13 protein-coding genes are annotated in these 17,902 nt (G+C 48.3%); 1 reads left to right on the top strand and 12 read right to left on the bottom strand.

All coding sequences use genetic code 11. From position 1 onward, the window contains the following. Nucleotides 1-7 precede the first annotated feature (7 nt). From carB to BLV90_RS04305, 9 genes are all read right to left on the bottom strand, one after another. Nucleotides 8-3,241, bottom strand: a complete 3,234-nt coding sequence (carB, locus tag BLV90_RS04345; RefSeq protein WP_091736758.1) for a carbamoyl-phosphate synthase (glutamine-hydrolyzing) large subunit — start codon at nucleotides 3,239-3,241, stop codon at nucleotides 8-10. After that, nucleotides 3,234-4,298 (bottom strand): carbamoyl phosphate synthase small subunit, encoded by a 1,065-nt coding sequence (locus tag BLV90_RS04340; RefSeq protein WP_091736757.1) that lies wholly within the window; start codon nucleotides 4,296-4,298, stop codon nucleotides 3,234-3,236. The genes carB and BLV90_RS04340 overlap by 8 nt, the downstream gene beginning before the upstream one ends. Further along, a complete protein-coding gene (locus BLV90_RS04335) occupies nucleotides 4,276-5,460 on the bottom strand; it encodes an acetylornithine transaminase (RefSeq protein WP_091736756.1) in 1,185 nt (394 codons plus the stop codon). Before BLV90_RS04335 ends, BLV90_RS04340 begins: the two co-directional genes overlap by 23 nt. Further along, nucleotides 5,429-6,235, bottom strand: coding sequence for an acetylglutamate kinase (gene argB / locus BLV90_RS04330; protein ID WP_091736746.1), 807 nt, complete (start codon nucleotides 6,233-6,235; stop codon nucleotides 5,429-5,431). Before argB ends, BLV90_RS04335 begins: the two co-directional genes overlap by 32 nt. A 29-nt stretch (nucleotides 6,236-6,264) precedes the next feature. After that, complete coding sequence (gene argJ / locus BLV90_RS04325; RefSeq protein WP_091737039.1) at nucleotides 6,265-7,449, bottom strand: bifunctional glutamate N-acetyltransferase/amino-acid acetyltransferase ArgJ; 1,185 nt, start codon at nucleotides 7,447-7,449, stop codon at nucleotides 6,265-6,267. Nucleotides 7,450-7,548: 99 nt separating this feature from the next. Next, the gene (gene argC, locus BLV90_RS04320) at nucleotides 7,549-8,580 is read right to left on the bottom strand and encodes an N-acetyl-gamma-glutamyl-phosphate reductase (protein WP_091736744.1); all 1,032 of its coding nucleotides are present in this window, start codon (nucleotides 8,578-8,580) and stop codon (nucleotides 7,549-7,551) included. 281 nt (nucleotides 8,581-8,861) lie between these two features. Then, nucleotides 8,862-9,188 carry a c-type cytochrome gene (locus BLV90_RS04315; protein WP_177167890.1) on the bottom strand — a complete coding sequence of 109 codons (327 nt, stop codon included), beginning with the start codon at nucleotides 9,186-9,188 and terminating at the stop codon, nucleotides 8,862-8,864. A 467-nt stretch (nucleotides 9,189-9,655) separates the two neighbouring features. After that, entirely contained in the window at nucleotides 9,656-10,447 is a 792-nt protein-coding gene (locus BLV90_RS04310) for an enoyl-CoA hydratase-related protein (RefSeq protein WP_091736729.1), read from the bottom strand. Nucleotides 10,448-10,758: 311 nt separating this feature from the next. Further along, the gene (locus BLV90_RS04305; protein ID WP_091736726.1) at nucleotides 10,759-11,898 is read right to left on the bottom strand and encodes a conserved virulence factor C family protein; all 1,140 of its coding nucleotides are present in this window, start codon (nucleotides 11,896-11,898) and stop codon (nucleotides 10,759-10,761) included. Between the two features lie 161 nt (nucleotides 11,899-12,059). Between BLV90_RS04305 and BLV90_RS04300 the strand changes: the two genes are divergently transcribed. Further along, entirely contained in the window at nucleotides 12,060-12,845 is a 786-nt protein-coding gene (locus tag BLV90_RS04300; protein ID WP_091736724.1) for a DUF1963 domain-containing protein, read from the top strand. A 380-nt stretch (nucleotides 12,846-13,225) separates the two neighbouring features. Here the strand turns inward: BLV90_RS04300 and prfB are convergent. From prfB to hpf, 3 genes are all read right to left on the bottom strand, one after another. Then, a protein-coding gene (prfB, locus tag BLV90_RS04295) for a peptide chain release factor 2 (protein WP_143034995.1) occupies nucleotides 13,226-14,333 on the bottom strand; the annotation gives its coding sequence in 2 pieces (ribosomal slippage) (nucleotides 13,226-14,260 and nucleotides 14,262-14,333; 1,107 coding nt in all). Between the two features lie 102 nt (nucleotides 14,334-14,435). Then, on the bottom strand, nucleotides 14,436-16,985 hold the full coding sequence (gene secA / locus BLV90_RS04290; protein WP_091736720.1) for a preprotein translocase subunit SecA: 2,550 nt from the start codon (nucleotides 16,983-16,985) through the stop codon (nucleotides 14,436-14,438). A 208-nt stretch (nucleotides 16,986-17,193) separates the two neighbouring features. Continuing rightward, the gene (gene hpf, locus BLV90_RS04285) at nucleotides 17,194-17,751 is read right to left on the bottom strand and encodes a ribosome hibernation-promoting factor, HPF/YfiA family (RefSeq protein WP_091736718.1); all 558 of its coding nucleotides are present in this window, start codon (nucleotides 17,749-17,751) and stop codon (nucleotides 17,194-17,196) included. Nucleotides 17,752-17,902 lie beyond the last annotated feature (151 nt).

Below are 17,902 nucleotides of genomic sequence, written 5' to 3'. Positions count from 1 at the left end.
ATACTACTCATCCGATCATCATCTCCTTTCGTTCATTGGCTATCAAGGGGTTCAATGTCCAGGTTGAAAGGCTACGCCACTTCTCTGTCTGGATGAACAACCTGAAGGTGTCTGGGGAGGTGAAACAAGGGACTTGCCACTCCATTGCCATCTGACGTAAATAGAATCCATCCCGTAATGAGTCCCCTCCCTGGGTAGGAAGATTGAAGACCAACTTTGGCATCGAAGTACGGAACCAGTCTAGCAAATCTTCTCTAGTAAGCACTGTTGCTTCAAGATCAAGTTCTTGATGAAGCCAGTTTGCTGAACCCGGTGTAGCAAACAAGGTGACTCCCTTACGCACGATTTCGGGTAACAAGGTAGCGAGATTTTCCTTTTGACTATCCGCTACAGAGAGCAACATCCCTGTCCCAGGTTGTAAAACAGGTAGTGTTGCGCCCATCGTCCAGGGGAGCACCTTTGCAACCGCTTCTTCCAAGCTGTCACCCAAGCCTAAAACCTCTCCCGTAGATTTCATCTCAGGGCCAAGAGCTGGATCCACATTGGGCAGCTTCGCACCAGAGAAAACCGATCCTTTCACGGCCCATCGCTCTGGAGCTGACATTAAGCCCACGGGAGCAAAGGAGGCGAGAGATTCACCCAATTGCACCCGCGTCGCCCAATCTACCATCGGCACACCGGTTACCTTGCTAATGACAGGAATTGTACGAGAGGCTCTTGGATTCACTTCAAGGACAAATACCTCCTCTGGAGTCACCACCAATTGAATATTGAGAAGTCCCGCATGGGGGAGGGACCGTACGAGACGGGTTGTATACTCGATTACTTTTTTCCGCTGTTCTTCATTCAAATCTGGGGTCGCCAAGATGGAAAGACTATCCCCTGAATGAACACCTGCACGCTCTACATGTTGCACCATTGTCGGGATGACGAAGTCGCGACCATCCGTCACAGCATCTACTTCGACTTCGATCCCTTCTACATATCGATCTAGCAAAAGAGGAAAGACGTCCTCTGTCCAACCATTGTCAACAGCGTTTATCAGAGTGGCTAACTGCGCAGCATTCCGTACCACCTGCATCCCCTGACCACCAATCACATAGGAGGGGCGAATCAGAATCGGGAAACCTAACTCCTCAGCTAAGTGCATTACATCCTCTGCAGTGGTAGCTGTCCGTCCAGGAATATGAGGAATAGAGCATTCACTGAGAAGTTCATAAAACCGCTCGCGATCCTCCACACGATCAATAGCCTCTGCTGAGGTGCCTAGGATTTTACACCCCGCTTCTTCCAGTCCTTGAATCAGTTTGATCGCCGTCTGTCCTCCGTACTGAACCAAAACACCGTCCACCTTCTCTTTGATCGCTACCTGATATACATCTTCTACAGTTAGCGGCTCAAAGTAGAGTCGGTCTGCGGTGGTATAGTCGGTACTTACCGTCTCCGGGTTATTATTTACCACCACAGAGAGTACACCATTTTCTAGTAAGGATTTCGCCGCATGGACGGAGCAATAATCAAACTCGATCCCCTGACCGATACGAATGGGACCCGAGCCGAGTACCATCACCCGGCGGGATGCCTCTACAAACTCTACTTCATCCTCTCCCTGCCAGGAAGAATAGTAATAGGGAGTCTCCGCCACAAATTCCCCAGCGCAGGTATCGACCCATTTATAGGAGGGAGCCCAGTTCTTTTTCTTCCACCGCTCTCGTACTGTAGACTCATCCACATCGTATAGTTGAGCTAGGAAAGCATCCGCCACTCCTAATTCCTTCGCCTTTTTCAATACCGCCTCTGATACGGTTACCCAATCAGATTCCTGAAGTTCTAACTCCAGGGAAACCATAACACACACTTTTTCTAAATAGTAGGAAGTGATCCCCGTGAGTCGCTGTACTTCATCGAGACTCCATCCCCGACGAAAGGCTTCACCAAGGGCAAAGAAACGCTGATCATCCGGCTTTGCTAGGCGAAAAACTAGATCCTCCTCTGACCATGACGCCTCCAATGGAGAAAGCAGGGCATATCTACCAACATCTAAGGAACGAATCGCTTTATATAATGCCGTTTCTAAATTCCGTCCAAGGGCCATCACTTCCCCTGTTGCTTTCATCCGTGTACCCAACCGACGGTCCCCATGGGGAAACTTATCGAAGGGCCAGCGGGGCATTTTCACAGCTACATAATCCAATGTTGGCTCAAAGCAAGCATTGGTGTGCCCGGTTACTGGGTTGGTACACTCATCCAGACGGTAGCCGATGGAAAGCTTTGTCGCTAATCGGGCAATTGGATACCCCGTGGCTTTGGATGCGAGCGCACTCGAGCGACTTACCCGAGGATTCACCTCAATAATGGCATACTCACTCGTCTTAGGATGAAGAGCCACTTGAATGTTACACCCACCTACCACCTCTAAAGCGTGGATCACCTTCACTGCCACACTGCGTAACAACTGATACTGACGATCTGTTAAGGTCTGAGAGGGAGCCGTTACGATTGAATCTCCTGTATGTGTACCTACTGGATCGATGTTTTCCATATTACAAACCGCGATACAGGTGCCTGCCGCATCCCGCATCATTTCATACTCAAGCTCTTTCCATCCCAGGATGCTCTGCTCGATGAGCACCTGAGAGATAGGACTTGCCGCCAATCCTTGCCGAGCAATGTGGGCCAATTCTTCCTCGTCCTCTGCTGTTCCCCCACCAAATCCACCCAAGGTATAGGCTGGGCGAACCACCACTGGATAGCCAATTTCTTCGGCGAAGGTCAGCGCCTCGGCTACACTTGCCACTGTAGATCCCTTAGGTACAGGTTCACCGATCTCTTCCATCATCGTCTTAAAGGCTTCCCTATCCTCCCCTTTACGGATGGTCTCTACAGGTGTCCCCAGTAGTTCCACTCCATAGTGGGAAAGCACTCCCCGTTCAGTTAGTTCTATCGCGAGGTTGAGTCCTGTCTGGCCACCCATCGTGGCTAAGAGACCATCCGGACGCTCCTTACGAATAATCTCTGTCAACACCTCTGCGTTCAGGGGTTCCATATAAATAACATCAGCCACTTCTTCATCTGTCATAATAGTAGCCGGGTTGTTATTAGCTAGGATGACTCGAATCCCTTCTTCTTTCAGAGCAAGACACGCCTGGGTACCCGCATAATCGAACTCCGCCGCCTGCCCAATGACAATTGGACCGGAACCGATCACAAGCACACTGCCCCATTTTTTCTGATCAGCCAACGACCTCCACCTCCTTCTTCGCCGTTACTTGTGTAACGAAATCGCGAAATAACCCCGCCGCATCACTTGGCCCTGGATGCGCTTCAGGATGAAATTGAACCGTCGTCACAGGATAGATCCGGTGGGCCAACCCCTCTACCGACCCATCGTTAGCATGGACATGTGTCCAAACCCACTCAGCAGGGTCTAAGCTATCCGCGGACACGGTATAGCCATGATTCTGCGAGGTAATCCACACTTCCCCAGTCAATTGATTGCGCACAGGGTGGTTACTCCCACGATGTCCAAAGGGAAGCCGCTTTGTATCTGCACCAAAGGCACTAGCCAGCACTTGATGACCAAGGCAGATACCCAGTGTCGGCAGTTGTTTCACTAGACTCTTCCACCCAGCAAGCCACGGTGTAAGGGCCTTCGGGTCTCCTGGACCATTAGAAAACAGAAGTCCATCGGGCTTAAGATCGAGGATCTCTTTCGTTGACCAATACCATGGGACGACTGTCACTTGGCAGCCCAGCTCTTGTAAGGCATGGAGAATCGATGCCTTATAACCAAAATCGATGAGGACGATATGAGGTGCATGAGGGTTGGATGAAGTATGGAAAACGGGCTCATCCACACTAACAGCCTCAACCCATTCGACCGAGTCCGGAGAAGCTACCTCCATCTCAGTAAAGATAGGGTGAGACGTAATCTGTCCCCGTAAAGCTCCCTTGGAGCGTATCTTTTTTACGACTGCGCGTGTGTCTACGCTAGCAATCCCTGGCACACCATGCTGATCAAGCCACTCACCGAGGTCTGCTTTGCTGTAACATTCACTCATGATGACCCCCGTACATGGAGGTGCGCTACTTTCACTCTCACCGATAACCGTTCCATAGTTACCAATCAGCGGATAAGTAAAGGTAACAATCTGCCCAGCATAAGAGGGGTCTGTCATTACTTCCTGATATCCTGTCATGCCAGTGGTAAAGACCACCTCACCAGCAACCATCTTCGGTGTACCAATCCATTCTCCTGGAAACACGTCCCCATCTTCAAACACGAGATACGCATTCATCCACCCTCACCTCCTTCATCGCCGCTACAATCATGTCTACTCCCTCGTTCATCTGCTCCTTGGTGATGATCAAAGGGGGTAACAAGCGCAGAACATATTCACCAGCCGTGATAACCAACAGACCCTTTTCTGCTAACCGCTTTACCAAAGGAGCCGCTGGCGTTTCAAGCTCGATGCCCCACATCATTCCTCGCCCTCTAATCTCCTTCACCCCAGCCAATGGGAGCAGTTTTTCATGGAGCTGATTAGCTAGGTATTTACCTGTCTCTTGCACCCTCTCGAGCAAGGATGTTTCTATCATTTCTGCCAATACCGCACCAGTTACAGCCATCGCCAAGGGATTTCCGCCAAAGGTTGTACCATGGCTACCGTACCCCAGATGATCCTCTAAGCCCGCACGCCCCAACATCGCACCCACAGGAAACCCATTGCCCAGTCCCTTTGCACAGGTCACCACATCGGGTTGAATCCCCATAGCTTGAAAGGCAAAGAGCGTACCCGTTCGACCCAATCCAGTTTGGATTTCATCCAACATCAGCAGAAGCCCCTGCTCACGACAAAAGGCCTCAAGCTCCTTGAGAAAACTGGGCTGAGCAGGTTGAATCCCACCTTCTCCTTGAATCACTTCCAGAAGAACAGCCACTGTCTGCTCACTCACTGCCTCCTTAACTGAGTTCATATCGTTATAGGTGGCAAAAACAAACCCCTCTGGTAGTGGGCCACAGTCCTCCTGTACTTTTGTTTGGCCTGTCGCTGTCAAGGTAGCCAGTGTCCGGCCGTGAAAGGAGGAGTGAAAGGTGAGAATTTCAGGTTTGGAGACTCCTTTAACCTGATGACCCCAACGACGGGCTAATTTGATCGCTGCTTCATTGGCCTCTGCTCCGCTATTGGAAAAAAAAGCATTGGCCAAGCCTGTCGCGCGAAGGAGCATTTCTGCTGCCTCTTCCTGCCCCGCTATAGGAAACAGATTCGAAGTATGCCACAGCTTAGAGGCTTGTTCTCCTAACGCCTCCGTAACCCGTGGGTGGGCATGCCCTAGATTACATACACCGATACCCGATGTATAATCTAGATAACGATGCCCCTCTTCGTCCCACAACCATGCGCCCTCTCCCTTTTTTAAGCGAATCTCACTTTTTCGATAGGTTGGAAATAAGCCCATCTTCTTTCTCCTCCTTCACAATCCTCGTTCCGCCTGGGATCCCCTTCTCTATCCTGCTAAATGGATAGTCTTGTCGGCCATCAGTGATCACTACTTCTTGGACATAATCTAACCCAGTTAATGCCGCTTTCACCTTAGGAATCATCCCACCATAGATCTCTTTATCCTTCACCATGGTCGCGATTCTCCCTGGAGTCACCTCGGACAATAACGATCCTTGCCGATCCAAGACTCCTGGCACATCGGTAACGAGCATCAACCTCTCAGCATGAAGAGCACCTGCAATCGCACCTGCGGCTGTATCCGCATTGACATTAAAGCGATGGCCACATCCATCTGTTCCGAGGGAGGCCACCACGGGAAGCCAGCCGCCTGCAAGCAAGGTTTCCAGTAATTGAGTGTGAACATCCTCCACTTCCCCCACCCAGCCAAGCTCTGGATCCTTTTGGCTTACTTCCAACAACGGACCATCTACCCCTGATATGCCAACTGCCTTTGCTCCTGCTTGTTGCAGGCGACTGACCAATGTTTTATTGACACTCCCACCTAGCACCATTTCCACCGTCTCCAGGCAGGCATCATCGGTAACCCGCAATCCCTTTGCAAACACAGGAGCTTGACCTAAAGACTCCTGGATACGATTGATCGATGGTCCTCCACCATGGACGATGATCGGCCACCAGCCGTGATTTACCAGGGAAGCACATTCTGTAAAAAAAGAAGCATCCAGATCCTCCATCACACTTCCTCCGATTTTAATCACTACCTTTTTCACCGATCATTCCTCCTTTTTAATGAACCCATTTAGGTACGGTAACTCGCGTTAATTCGTACATAATCATAGGTGAGATCGCATCCCCATGCGGTTGCACTCGCCGTTCCAAGACCTAGATCCACCCCGATGTGAACCAAGGGCTGATCCAGGGCCCGTCGAGCTAACTCCTCATCATAAAGGGCCGGTTGCCCTCCATCGACAACGATCACTTCGCCGATCGTCACCTGGATTTGTGCGGGATTGACTGCCGCTCCGCTGTAACCCACAGCCGATAAGATCCTCCCCCAGTTTGGATCTGCTCCATACACCGCTGTCTTTACCAGGCTAGATCCTACAATCGCCTTTGCCGCCTGCCGCGCACCTTCTAATGTACTTGCTCCCTTTACCTCCACCTCTACCAGCCTTGTTGCTCCCTCTCCATCCCGCGCAATCATCCGGGCCAATTCCTGGGATACAAAGGTAAAAGCATCTTTAAACACTAACCAGTCCGTATGTTCTCTTGTCAGAGGTTGATGATTAGACAACCCACTCGCCATCACCGCAACCATATCGTTGGTACTGGAGTCTCCATCAACGGTAATCATGTTGTATGTTTCATCGGTCACTTCCCGTAGAAGGCCCTGTAATACCGAGGGCTCAATCACCGCATCCGTTGTTACAAAAGCAAGCATCGTTGCCATATTGGGATGAATCATTCCAGATCCCTTGGCAGCACCACTGATCCGCACTTCCTTTCCATCAATGGTTAAACGAACCTCTACGGTCTTGATCCCTGTATCCGTCGTTAAAATAGCATGACAAAAATCATCGCTACCCTCTTTACTTAACTGCTCAATCAATTCAGGCACCCCACGAGTGAGTGGACCCATCGGGATTCGTTCACCAATTACACCTGTCGATGCTATGCCTACTTGATGCTCGGGCAATCCAAGCGCCACCGCGGCCGATTCCCTCATCTGGTAGGCATCTTGTAGCCCTGCCTCTCCAGTGCAAGCATTCGCTTTCCCACTATTGACGAGCAACGCTTGCATCCGTCCCTCCACTTCCATCCCTTCTTGGGTAACCATTAAGGGAGCTGCTTGAAATGCATTGGTTGTATAGACAGCTGCTGCTGCCGCAGGCACTTCGCAGCAGATCAATCCAAGATCCTTCCGTTTTCTTTTAATCCCTGCATGAAGCCCTGCGGCCGTAAAGCCACGGGGAGATGTAATCATCGGGTTGGCTATTTTTGTATAGTAGTGGGCATTCTCCTGCAAGGGTTCCGCACATAACGTAGAATCCATTCTCCTTATCTCCTCTCCCACCCTTAACATTTATGGATAGACAGGCAACATAGAAAGCCCCGTCGACTCTGGCCATTCCATCATCAAGTTAAGGTTTTGAACCGCCTGGCCAGCGGCCCCTTTCATCAAGTTATCAATCACTGCAGCTGCAATGACCATTCCCGTCCGCTCATCCACTTTTACCTGTAGATCACAAAAGTTGCTACCAGCTACATCCTTTGTTCGCGGCCACCTTCCCGACTCACAAAGGCGAATAAATGGTTTCTCACGATACGCCCTTTCAATAACTTCACGTACCTGATCAGTCCTCCAACCTGACTCCACAGGCGCATAAATCGTAGTAAGAATCCCGCGACTCATCGGCACAATCTGCGGCGTAAAGGTAACCGTACGGGGATCGCCCCCGATCATCGACAGATATCGTTCGATTTCTGGTGTATGTTGATGCTCCGCTACTTTATATGGAAAGAGGTTCCCCTCTACTTCACAGAAAAGGCTACTTTGCTTTAACCCGCGACCGGCTCCAGACACCCCAGATTTCCCATCGATCATCACAGGGCCCTTCGCGATCACTCCTGCCCGTACCAAGGGCAAGAGGGCAAGCAATGTTGCCGTTGGATAACAACCTGGGTTGGTCACCAACCTGGCTTTTTTCACTTGATCTGCTGTCCATTCACTTAGCCCATATACCGCTTCGGACAACCACTTTGACGGTGCAGGCTCTTTGCTATACCATGTCTGGTAGTCTGCTGCCTCAAGGCGGAAATCTCCTGCGAGGTCAATCGCGATCACTCCCCGTTCTACCAACTCTGGGAGCAACTCTCCACTCACCCCCGCAGGCGTTGCGGAAAAAACACCATCCACACGTTCTGCGAGTTGGTCCAAATCCAACTCTTCCAAAGAGAGTTCCCGCTGGGAAAGATGCGGAAATACACTCCCCAGCTCTTCCCCTGCTTGGGAGGAGGAGATCAGCGTCTCAAGTTCTACATAGGGATGGTTCTCCAAGATACGAATCAATTCAGCACTACCATAACCCGTTGCCCCAATCACAGCTACTCTCATCCGTTCTCTCCCCCATTTTCTCCCCATAAAATCGTTTCGTATGATTATACATTAGTATTTATATTTATTCAATGAGAAAATTGTCTCCCCTGTTGGGAAGTTATTTCCTTCTTTTCACCTAGAAGAAGAGAGATGCCTGCTTCCCACGTGAACTAATAAAAAATGACGTGATCCACAAATTCACGTCACTCACAAAAATAAAATACCCTTGGCCCCAGTAGCATCTCGGACCAAGGATTTATTGACATCCATTCCATTGAACCATTATCCTGCATTCACTCTTACTTCTTCTTCGCTAACCAATTGGCCAACTTCTTTCGACTATTTGCGTTCAGTTGTTTTTGAGGAGGCATTTGTCCTTGACCATTTTCAATAACTGCTGCGATTTCCTTGGCAGAGTAGCGGCTACCGATTTTTCTCAAGTCAGGTCCCATCCCCCCTTGCAACTGATCTCCATGGCAGCTGGAACAATTATTACTAAAAACCTGTTTCGGTGAAGCGGACACGGATGGTTTCTCCTTATCGCTTCCTTTATCCTGGGCACATGCGGTCAAAGAAACGACAATTGCTGCCCCTAACAACGTAAATTTCCACACAGAACCAGCCATCGGATATATCCCCCTATGTATTTCGGATTGTAGCTTCATTCTAGCGGTTTCTTGTCCATAGAGGTGTTACTATTTCACGAAAAAACGCCAGATATGTATCATCCGGCGTTCAAAGTCGGTTTATCGCCGGTTCATCATAAACTTTTTCGCTACTTTCCGCCAATGATCCAGAATCGATTCAACGAAATAGCCACTATGTTCACAAGGGGTAGTACACCCACAAATAAATAGGCAACACTCATCCCTTCGTTTTTCATTTTAACACCTTCTAATACCTGTCGCATACACAACCGGTTAGCTGATGCTGGATTGCCAAATGCCCGGGTGCAAAGGGGGAACTTTCGGATTCGATGTCAAATAGAGAAACCCTTCTGTCGAAGAATTCGCCCCTACTGTCACCCTTCGATTATTTCCCGGGAAACGACAGCAACACCCTCATTTTTTATGCAAGGTCCGATTAACCGTGTTTATCTGCCTTTAAAATCGGGCTTTCGCTTTTCTAGGAACGCGTCCATACCTTCTAATCGATCCTCAGTGTCGAAAACCACACCAAATTGCGAAGCTTCCAAGGCTAATCCTGCAGATAGGTGCGTTTCTAGGCCTTGATTGATGGACTTCTTAATCGCTGTCATAGCTACATGTGCCTTTGTCGCCAGTGTACTTGCTAATTTTTTGGCTTCATCCAGTAATTGATCTGCTGGGATCATCTTTTGCGCTAAACCAATGCGCAGAGCTTCCTCGGCACCGATCATTTCCCCAGTTAGCGCAAGATATTTCGCCGTTGATTTCCCTACTAATCTTGCCAACCGCTGGGTTCCGCCATAGCCAGGTAACACTCCTAGGTTGATCTCTGGCAGGCCAAAACGGGCTTTTTCAGAAGCCAACAGAATATCCCCACTCATCGCCAATTCGCATCCTCCACCTAAAGCAAAACCATTGACGGCCATGATCACAGGCTTAGGGGAGTTTTCGATCCGCGAGAATAGCGCTTGTCCACGATTAGCCAGTCGCTCCGCTTCAGCAGAGGAAGGCACATCGCGCAATTCTTTTATATCCGCCCCTGCAACGAAGGCTTTCTCCCCTTCACCAGTGAGAATCCACGCACGGATATCCTCTTCACTCTCCAGAAAATCCAACACTTGACTCAATTCAGCTAGGGTTTCCTGATTAAGAGCATTCATCATTTTCGGCCGACTAATCGTTACCAATGCCCAACCTTCACCTTTTTCGACGACAATATTCTTCCATTCCAACCGCATTCGCCTCCGTTATGTAATCTCACCAATCATCCACCTGGACAGTTAATACGATGCGCTTCTTTCCATCTCAACGAAAATATCGTCGGATCATTTCCCCTCTCCTAGTACACCCGTTAGAGAGCATCCTTCTGCACAATAGTAAATAAAACACCATTGGATCACCTCTAAAACGTACTTGATTCTTCAAAAAACTGTCAAGCCCCTCTAATCTGTACATGCTCCATGTCATAGGTTCTCTATTCTTCTTTCCAATCCTGTATTTCCTATATAAAAAAGAGATCCTTCCACATTCGGCTGGATCTCTTTTATAATCATATGTTTTCTTTGGATTGATTACGATTGGTCATTTGCCGCCAGACGGAACCACTCGCTTCTGCTCCCTTTTCAATCCGTTCCAGGGCCATACGGGCTTGCATGGCTACTTCAAATTCAGGGTCTTGCTGGGCTTCTCTAAGCGCAGCAATAGCACTTTCATCACCGGTTTCATATAAGAACATCGCCGCACGCCACCGCACTAATCGACTTTTATCTTGAAGAGATTCTATCATAGCAGGGATTGCTTTAGGATCACCAAGATCCGATAGGCAATCTCCAGCCGTCCGACGAACCGTTACGGATGAATCCTTCAACGCCTTTAGGAGGTGGGGTAGGACTTCCTTCTCTTCGATTCCGCCAAGATAGGCCACAGCCAACCGGCGGATCGTCGTCTTTTCATCGGTCAGTGCCTGGGCTAGGACTGGTAGATCATCTAGAGTAGGATTCATCTGTTCAAGTGCAGCGAAGCGCTTTTTCCAATCCGGGTCTTTCATCATCTCCACCGTCACCGGATACGAAGGTCGCATCTCCGGCGCTGGTTCTCCAGGGCCTTGAGCAAAGGCTTGTTTAATCAGCTCCTGCAAACGTTTATCATCATAGGCAGCCACCACTTCCTGCGCTGCTTCTGCACCTACTTCATCAAAATCACCGTAACGAACCCCCCGCTCCTCCCACTTCCGCTCCATCACCATGTTCGCCGAGGAGGATTGAGCTTCCATCACCGCCTTTGCAAACTGCTCTGGAAGTGGGTAGCGCTTCTCCTCTCCAGAGGAGATCAGTTTTAACTGAATGGGCAGGCTACGAAAGGTTTGCAGAAAAACCTTTACTTCACCATAGGCTTCCTCAGAGGAGGGAGTTGTTCCACGGGGCGACTCTGCTGCTGTACCCTCTCCAAAAACCTCTCTGACCCGAGGGAGGATATGTAACCATTCTACCTTCGGATCACGATCAATGGCCAAGAAGTCCGCTACCTGAAAAATGCTTTTTACCCCTTCAATTGTGAGGATTTGCTTCACATAATCGGGCGCATCCTCACATCGCTCCAGGGTGTAAGTCCCTCCCTTCGATACCTTCTGATCGAGATTAATCTTCATTGAATGAGGACTTGGTGTCGGTTCTATCGACTTAATTTGCACGATACTTCCCTCCAAACCGTTCATACGACCGGTGGTTGACTATCTGGATCTTATCACAAAATCTACTACCCTTTCACCCTCGAGCCCGATCCATGGAGTGCTCCCCTTTTTTCATGTAAAATAGATGCAAAGTTCCTAAACTGAAAGGGAGAGATCATCGGATGACCCCATCAATAGAAGATAACATTCGCCACTTACTGACTGAAAATGGGCTGGAAGAGATGGAGGATGAGATCCTTTCTACCCTTATCCCCTACATAAAGATTCACCCAGGTGATGAGGAGGATGACATCTTCATCGGTAGCTCTAAATTTGGCGGATTACCTGATTTACCAATGGATGAAACTTACCCAGAAACTCCTGGCCGAATGCTCAGTTTCCTTGCTCAGTATAACCTTGAAGAGCTTACTGCTACAGGAAGTGTCCATTCCCTACCAAAAGAAGGGATGCTTTACTTTTTTCTTGCCATCGATGACATCCAACCTCCTACTGCGCTGACTCCTGATTCATGGGTCGTTTTTTACCGCGATGTGAAGGAAGAGGAGCTTCGACCAGCCCTTTTTCCAGATGAACTGCCTCGTGAGTTGTTAATTTCGGAACGACCGATCACCTTTTCTCTGGACAAGCAACTCCCTGATGTTGAAGCTACTGAAGATATGAATGATATGTACTTCCATCTAATGGATCAACTTTATGATTTGGAAGAACGTGATGAGGGAGATCATCAAGCTTTTGGTGAACCCCTTGAAATCTCGGGAAATGTATTTCAAGAATGTGCTCTCCGTTCCGGAATCCCAACAGATGAGTGGGTGTTACTCCTACAGGTCGACACAAGCGTCTTTGAACAAGAGGGAACGGGATTGGGACTTCTCTATTTTTGCATTCCCCGGGAGGACCTTCTCACCTATCGATTTAATCGGACATGGTTAATCTCACAGCAACATTGACCGGGATGTGCATATATCCTCTTTTCTCCATAGGTTGTCCACTATTTTTGAGAAAAAAATTTATAAGGGGGATAGCATATGACGTACGATCGTTGGGGAATCTGGCACATCGCCGATCATAGTCGCTATCATCAAGCCCAGATCGCTTCTCTGAAAAAACAATCTCTTACGCAGAAATGAATTGAGTGCGCTAACTACCCGAGAATCCCATCAGCGCCCGAAGGAAGTGCCCTTGGGGTGCTTCAGCCGTGGGAGTGTCAATAAGAGTCGTATTTAGGAAAATACCCCTCAGTTAGAAGAGCCTCACAAAAACCCCTTCTAGTAGTACTTTTACAAGAAGGGGTTTTTGTGAGGCCTTGCTAATTTAGCTACCTATCCAATTATGATACATCGATCATCTTACGAAGATATGCCTCAATAAAAGCATCCAGATCTCCATCGACAACGCCTTGGACGTTGCCCGATTCCACAGAAGTCCGATGATCCTTTACCATGCTATAGGGATGGAAGACATAGGAACGAATCTGGCTACCCCAGCCAATATCCGACTGTTCTCCCTGGATATCTTGTAAGTGTTGTTTCTTCTCTTCGAGTTGCTTTTCAAATAATCGACCCTTCAGGATTTTCATCGCCCGTTCACGGTTTTTAATCTGGGAACGCTCGGACTGACAGGTCACAACGATTCCTGAAGGAAGATGAGTAATCCGTACAGCAGAGTCTGTCGTGTTGACGTGTTGTCCACCCGCACCGCTGGAGCGGTAGGTATCGATTTTCAAGTCCTCGGTCCGAATTTCGACCTCGACATCATCATCGATCTCAGGCACGACGTTAGCCGAAACAAAGGAGGTATGCCGTCGTCCCGAAGCATCAAAGGGAGAGATCCGTACCAAACGGTGCACACCTTTCTCCGCTTTCAAATAACCATAGGCATTATGTCCCTTAATAAGCAGCGTCACACTCTTTACTCCCGCTTCATCACCTGGAAGATAATCAAGCGTCTCTACTTTAAATCCACGCCGCTCTGCCCAGCGTGTGTACATACGCAGGAGAATCTCTGCCCAGTCTTGGGATTCTGTCCCACCTGCCCCTGGATGAAGCTCCAAGATGGCATTATTTTTATCGTAGGGTTCAGAAAGAAGGAGATTAAGCTCAAATTCATCCAATGTCCGTTTAAGCTCTTTCATCCCTTCTTCTGCTTCTAAAAGCATCGAATCGTCATTCTCTTCGGCGATCAGCTCTGCCATGACGGCCAAGTCCTCGTGACTGGATTCCAGATCCTTAACCCCTTGTACCTGTGTTTTTAGCCGATTGGATTCATCGATCGTTTTTTGTGCGTAGGCTTGATCATTCCAGAAGGATGGATCGGACATCTCCCGATCCAACTCTTCTACCCGTTTTTCTTTGTTAGGGAGGTCAAAGAGACCCCCTGATGTCCGCCAAACGCTGGGCTGTATTGGTAAGCTCTTGTCTTAGCTCGCTGATTAACATGTCGTACCCTCTCCTTGACCTTCAATAAATACCAACGAAATCATATCAAACAGAACGGCAAAACACCAGGGATCTAGAATCCCTGGTGAAACCATTCAGAATTTAGCCTGTTTTAACTGCCTTGCCACAGCAATGCTTATACTTCTTGCCACTACCACAAGGACAAGGGTCATTTCTTCCAACCTTATCTACTTTACGGATGGGCTTTTTTTTTGGTGCTTCGTCACTGCTTGGGGAACCACCACCCGAAGTCGTTTGCTGAGTAGCAACTTCTTCCCGCTCAAATTCTTCATCCTCTTCAAATACAGCCTTCATCACATAACGGACAACTTCCTCCTGGATATCTTTCACCAACTCTTGGAACATATCATGTCCCTCAAATTGATATTCCCGCAGAGGATCATTTTGTCCATAGGCCCGTAGGTGAATACCTTCACGCAATTGATCCATCGCATCGATGTGGTCCATCCACTTCCGGTCCACCGTACGAAGCATCACTACTCTGGTGAAATCCTCCATCCGCTCAGTGCCCAGTTCTTCTTCGCGAACCTTATAAGCACCCTCAAATTGCTCGTAAATCTCCGCAATCAGCTCTTCTTTATCGAGTCCTTCAAATTCTTCCACATCCAGCTCAGAATCCTCGTTAAAGAGCGAGTTATGGAGGAACTCAACAATCGATTCCATATCCCATTCTTCTGGTAATTCATCCTCTGAAATATGAGACTCAACCGCGTGTTGAGTCAAGCTTTTACCCATCCCCAATACAATCTCTCGTAGTTCATTATAATCCCCCGTCAACACCTGGCGCCTTTGACCATAAATGATTTCCCGTTGTTGATTCAAGACATCATCATACTGGAGTACCCAACGGCGTGCATCAAAGTTGTTCCCTTCTACACGCTTCTGAGCATTGGCAATCGCCGGGGTAATCCCAGGGCCATCAATCGGTGATCCTTCATCGATGTTCATATTGGCGATTCTCGCTTGGAAGGAATCTGGAATAAACCGACGGAGTAGATCATCCTCAAAGGAAAGGTAGAATTGGGAGGAACCTGGATCCCCTTGACGGCCTGAACGACCGCGGAGCTGGTTATCGATCCGGCGGCTCTCATGTCGCTCTGTTCCCATCACATGAAGGCCACCTATCTCATCGACCCCTTCACCCAATACAATATCTGTTCCCCGCCCGGCCATGTTTGTCGCAATCGTAACTGCGCCACGCTGACCTGCTTGGGAGATGATCTCCGCTTCCTTTGCATGGTTCTTCGCATTAAGAACTTGATGTGGAATGCCTTTCTTCTTGAGAAGCTTGGAGATCAGCTCGGATTTCTCAATGGAAACCGTACCCACCAGAAGCGGTTGACCTGTAGCATGTCGGTTCGCGATTTCATCAACAACAGACTGCAATTTACCCTTTTCTGTTTGGTAAATGACATCCTTGTGATCCTTCCGTTTCATCTCTTTATTGGTCGGAATCTGAACAACATCCATGCCATAAATCTTGCGAAGTTCTTCTTCCTCCGTCTTCGCCGTACCCGTCATCCCAGCTCGTTTTTCATACAAACGGAAATAGTTTTGCAAGGTAACTGTAGCCAGCGTCATCGACTCCCGCTGTACCTGCAAACCTTCCTTCGCCTCAATCGCTTGATGAAGACCATCACTGTAGCGGCGGCCATGCATCAATCGACCAGTGAAATCATCAACGATGATGACTCCTTCTTCGTTAACTACATAGTCATAATCCCGATGCATAATGACATGGGCTTTAAGGGCTTGTTGAATATGATGATTGACCGTGATATTTTTGGCATCAAAAAGATTCTCAATTCCAAGGAAGGATTCGGCTTTATCTGCACCCTTCTCTGTTAGAGAAACACTCTTGGTTTTGATATCCACTGTGTAATCCTCTTCTGCCTTCAGACGACTTACTACCTTATCGGCAGCATAGTATAGATCAGTCGCCTTATTCGCTTGCCCACTAATAATCAGGGGAGTTCTCGCTTCATCAATTAAAATACTATCCACTTCATCAATAAGGGCGAAGTAGAGATTTCGCTGGGCAGACTCTTCTGGATAAAGGACCATATTATCTCGCAGATAGTCAAAACCAAATTCATTATTCGTCCCGAAGGTAATATCCGCTAGATAAGCTTCACGCTTCTCCTCTGCAGAAAGTTCAGGCAGGTTGAGTCCCACCGTTAAACCGAGGAATTCAAATACTTGGCCCATCCACTCCCTATCCCGGCGAGCCAAATAATCGTTAACCGTAACCACATGAACCCCTTCACCTGCAAGGGCATTCAGATATGCTGGCAGGGTCGAAACCAAGGTTTTCCCTTCCCCAGTTTTCATCTCTGCGATATCCCCATTATGCAGGACAATGCCCCCCACTAGCTGTACATAGAAATGCCGCATCCCAAGGACACGTTTGGCTCCCTCACGCACCACCGCATAGGCTTCTGGCATGAGGTCATCCAGCGTTTCCTCGTCAGCAAATCGTTTTTTAAATTCTTCTGTTTTTCCACGAAGTTCTTCATCCGTAAGGGCAGAAAACTGCGATTCCAATTCTTCAATTTGATCTGCGATCCGATAGCATCGCTTTAACTCTCGTTCATTAGCATTGGGCATCATTTTGCGCAATAAATTTAACATCAGCCGTCATTCCTTTCATGAGGCTCAGATACTATCTTACACCCCTATGGTGTCTGGTAATATTTCCTGTATGGATATCCGAATGGAAGATACTATCTATTAGTTTAACAAAAAAAGGCCACTATTTTCACCTTTTCACAAAAAGGTTAACGAATAACACCAAAAAGTAGCGGCCGTAGCCGCTACTCATGGTTAAAAACCGTTGACCTCATTCCGGTTCGATGAGACCATACCGGCCATCATTCCGTTTGTAGACTACGTTCACCTGATCGGTGAGCGAGTTTGAAAAGACAAAGAAGTTGTGACCTAGCATATCCATCTGCATAATGGCTTCTTCCATGTCCATTGGTTTTAAATTAAATCGCTTCGTACGCACGACCTCGAACTCATTCTCCTCTTCCTCGTCAAGTAACGCCGTCTGCGCCTCAGGGGCCGCCCCATTTTCTAGGTTGCGAAGAGTGCCATCTTGCCGGAACTTTCGGTTGACCTTGGTCTTGTACTTACGGATTTGGCGTTCCAATTTTTCCAGCACATTATCAATGGAAGCGTACATATTCTCAGAAGCTTCTTCCGCTCGAACCAAAACACCTGGAAAAGGTACAGTCACCTCCACCTTATGCTCGTCCTTGAACACGCTCATCGAAACGAATGCTTCTGTCGTTTGTGTGGAGTCAAAATACTTCTCCATCCGGCTCAGCTTCTTTTCGACATACTCACGGAGAGCATCCGTCAACTCGATGTTATTCCCACGCACATTGTATTTCATTAAGCGAATCCCCCTTCTCGCTTTCTACTGTATCTATTCCCGTTTTTTCAGAAACATACCTCCCTTTTTCAACGAAATTTTTACAGAAACTTATACCAATCGCCACGATTTCGACAAATTACCCCATAAGATCCATCGGTGGATTCACCTA

The organism is Marininema mesophilum (assembly GCF_900106775.1).
Taxonomy (GTDB): Bacteria; Bacillota; Bacilli; order Thermoactinomycetales; family DSM-45169; genus Marininema; species Marininema mesophilum.
The sequence above is the reverse complement of the archived record's forward strand: the minus strand, read 5'-3'. Positions and strand labels throughout refer to the sequence as shown.

Excerpts from the sequence above, each read along its gene's own strand:
- argC (WP_091736744.1), bottom strand. The coding sequence starts at position 8,580 with ATGAGAGTAGCTGTGATTGGGGCAACGGGTTATGGTAGTGCTGAATTG.
- BLV90_RS04300 (WP_091736724.1), top strand. The coding sequence starts at position 12,060 with ATGACCCCATCAATAGAAGATAACATTCGCCACTTACTGACTGAAAAT.
- secA (WP_091736720.1), bottom strand. The coding sequence starts at position 16,985 with ATGTTAAATTTATTGCGCAAAATGATGCCCAATGCTAATGAACGAGAG.
- BLV90_RS04340 (WP_091736757.1), bottom strand. The coding sequence starts at position 4,298 with ATGAATGCGTATCTCGTGTTTGAAGATGGGGACGTGTTTCCAGGAGAA.
- BLV90_RS04310 (WP_091736729.1), bottom strand. The coding sequence starts at position 10,447 with ATGCGGTTGGAATGGAAGAATATTGTCGTCGAAAAAGGTGAAGGTTGG.
- hpf (WP_091736718.1), bottom strand. The coding sequence starts at position 17,751 with ATGAAATACAATGTGCGTGGGAATAACATCGAGTTGACGGATGCTCTC.
- BLV90_RS04335 (WP_091736756.1), bottom strand. The coding sequence starts at position 5,460 with ATGGGCTTATTTCCAACCTATCGAAAAAGTGAGATTCGCTTAAAAAAG.
- argJ (WP_091737039.1), bottom strand. The coding sequence starts at position 7,449 with ATGATTACATCTCCCCGTGGCTTTACGGCCGCAGGGCTTCATGCAGGG.
- BLV90_RS04315 (WP_177167890.1), bottom strand. The coding sequence starts at position 9,188 with ATGGCTGGTTCTGTGTGGAAATTTACGTTGTTAGGGGCAGCAATTGTC.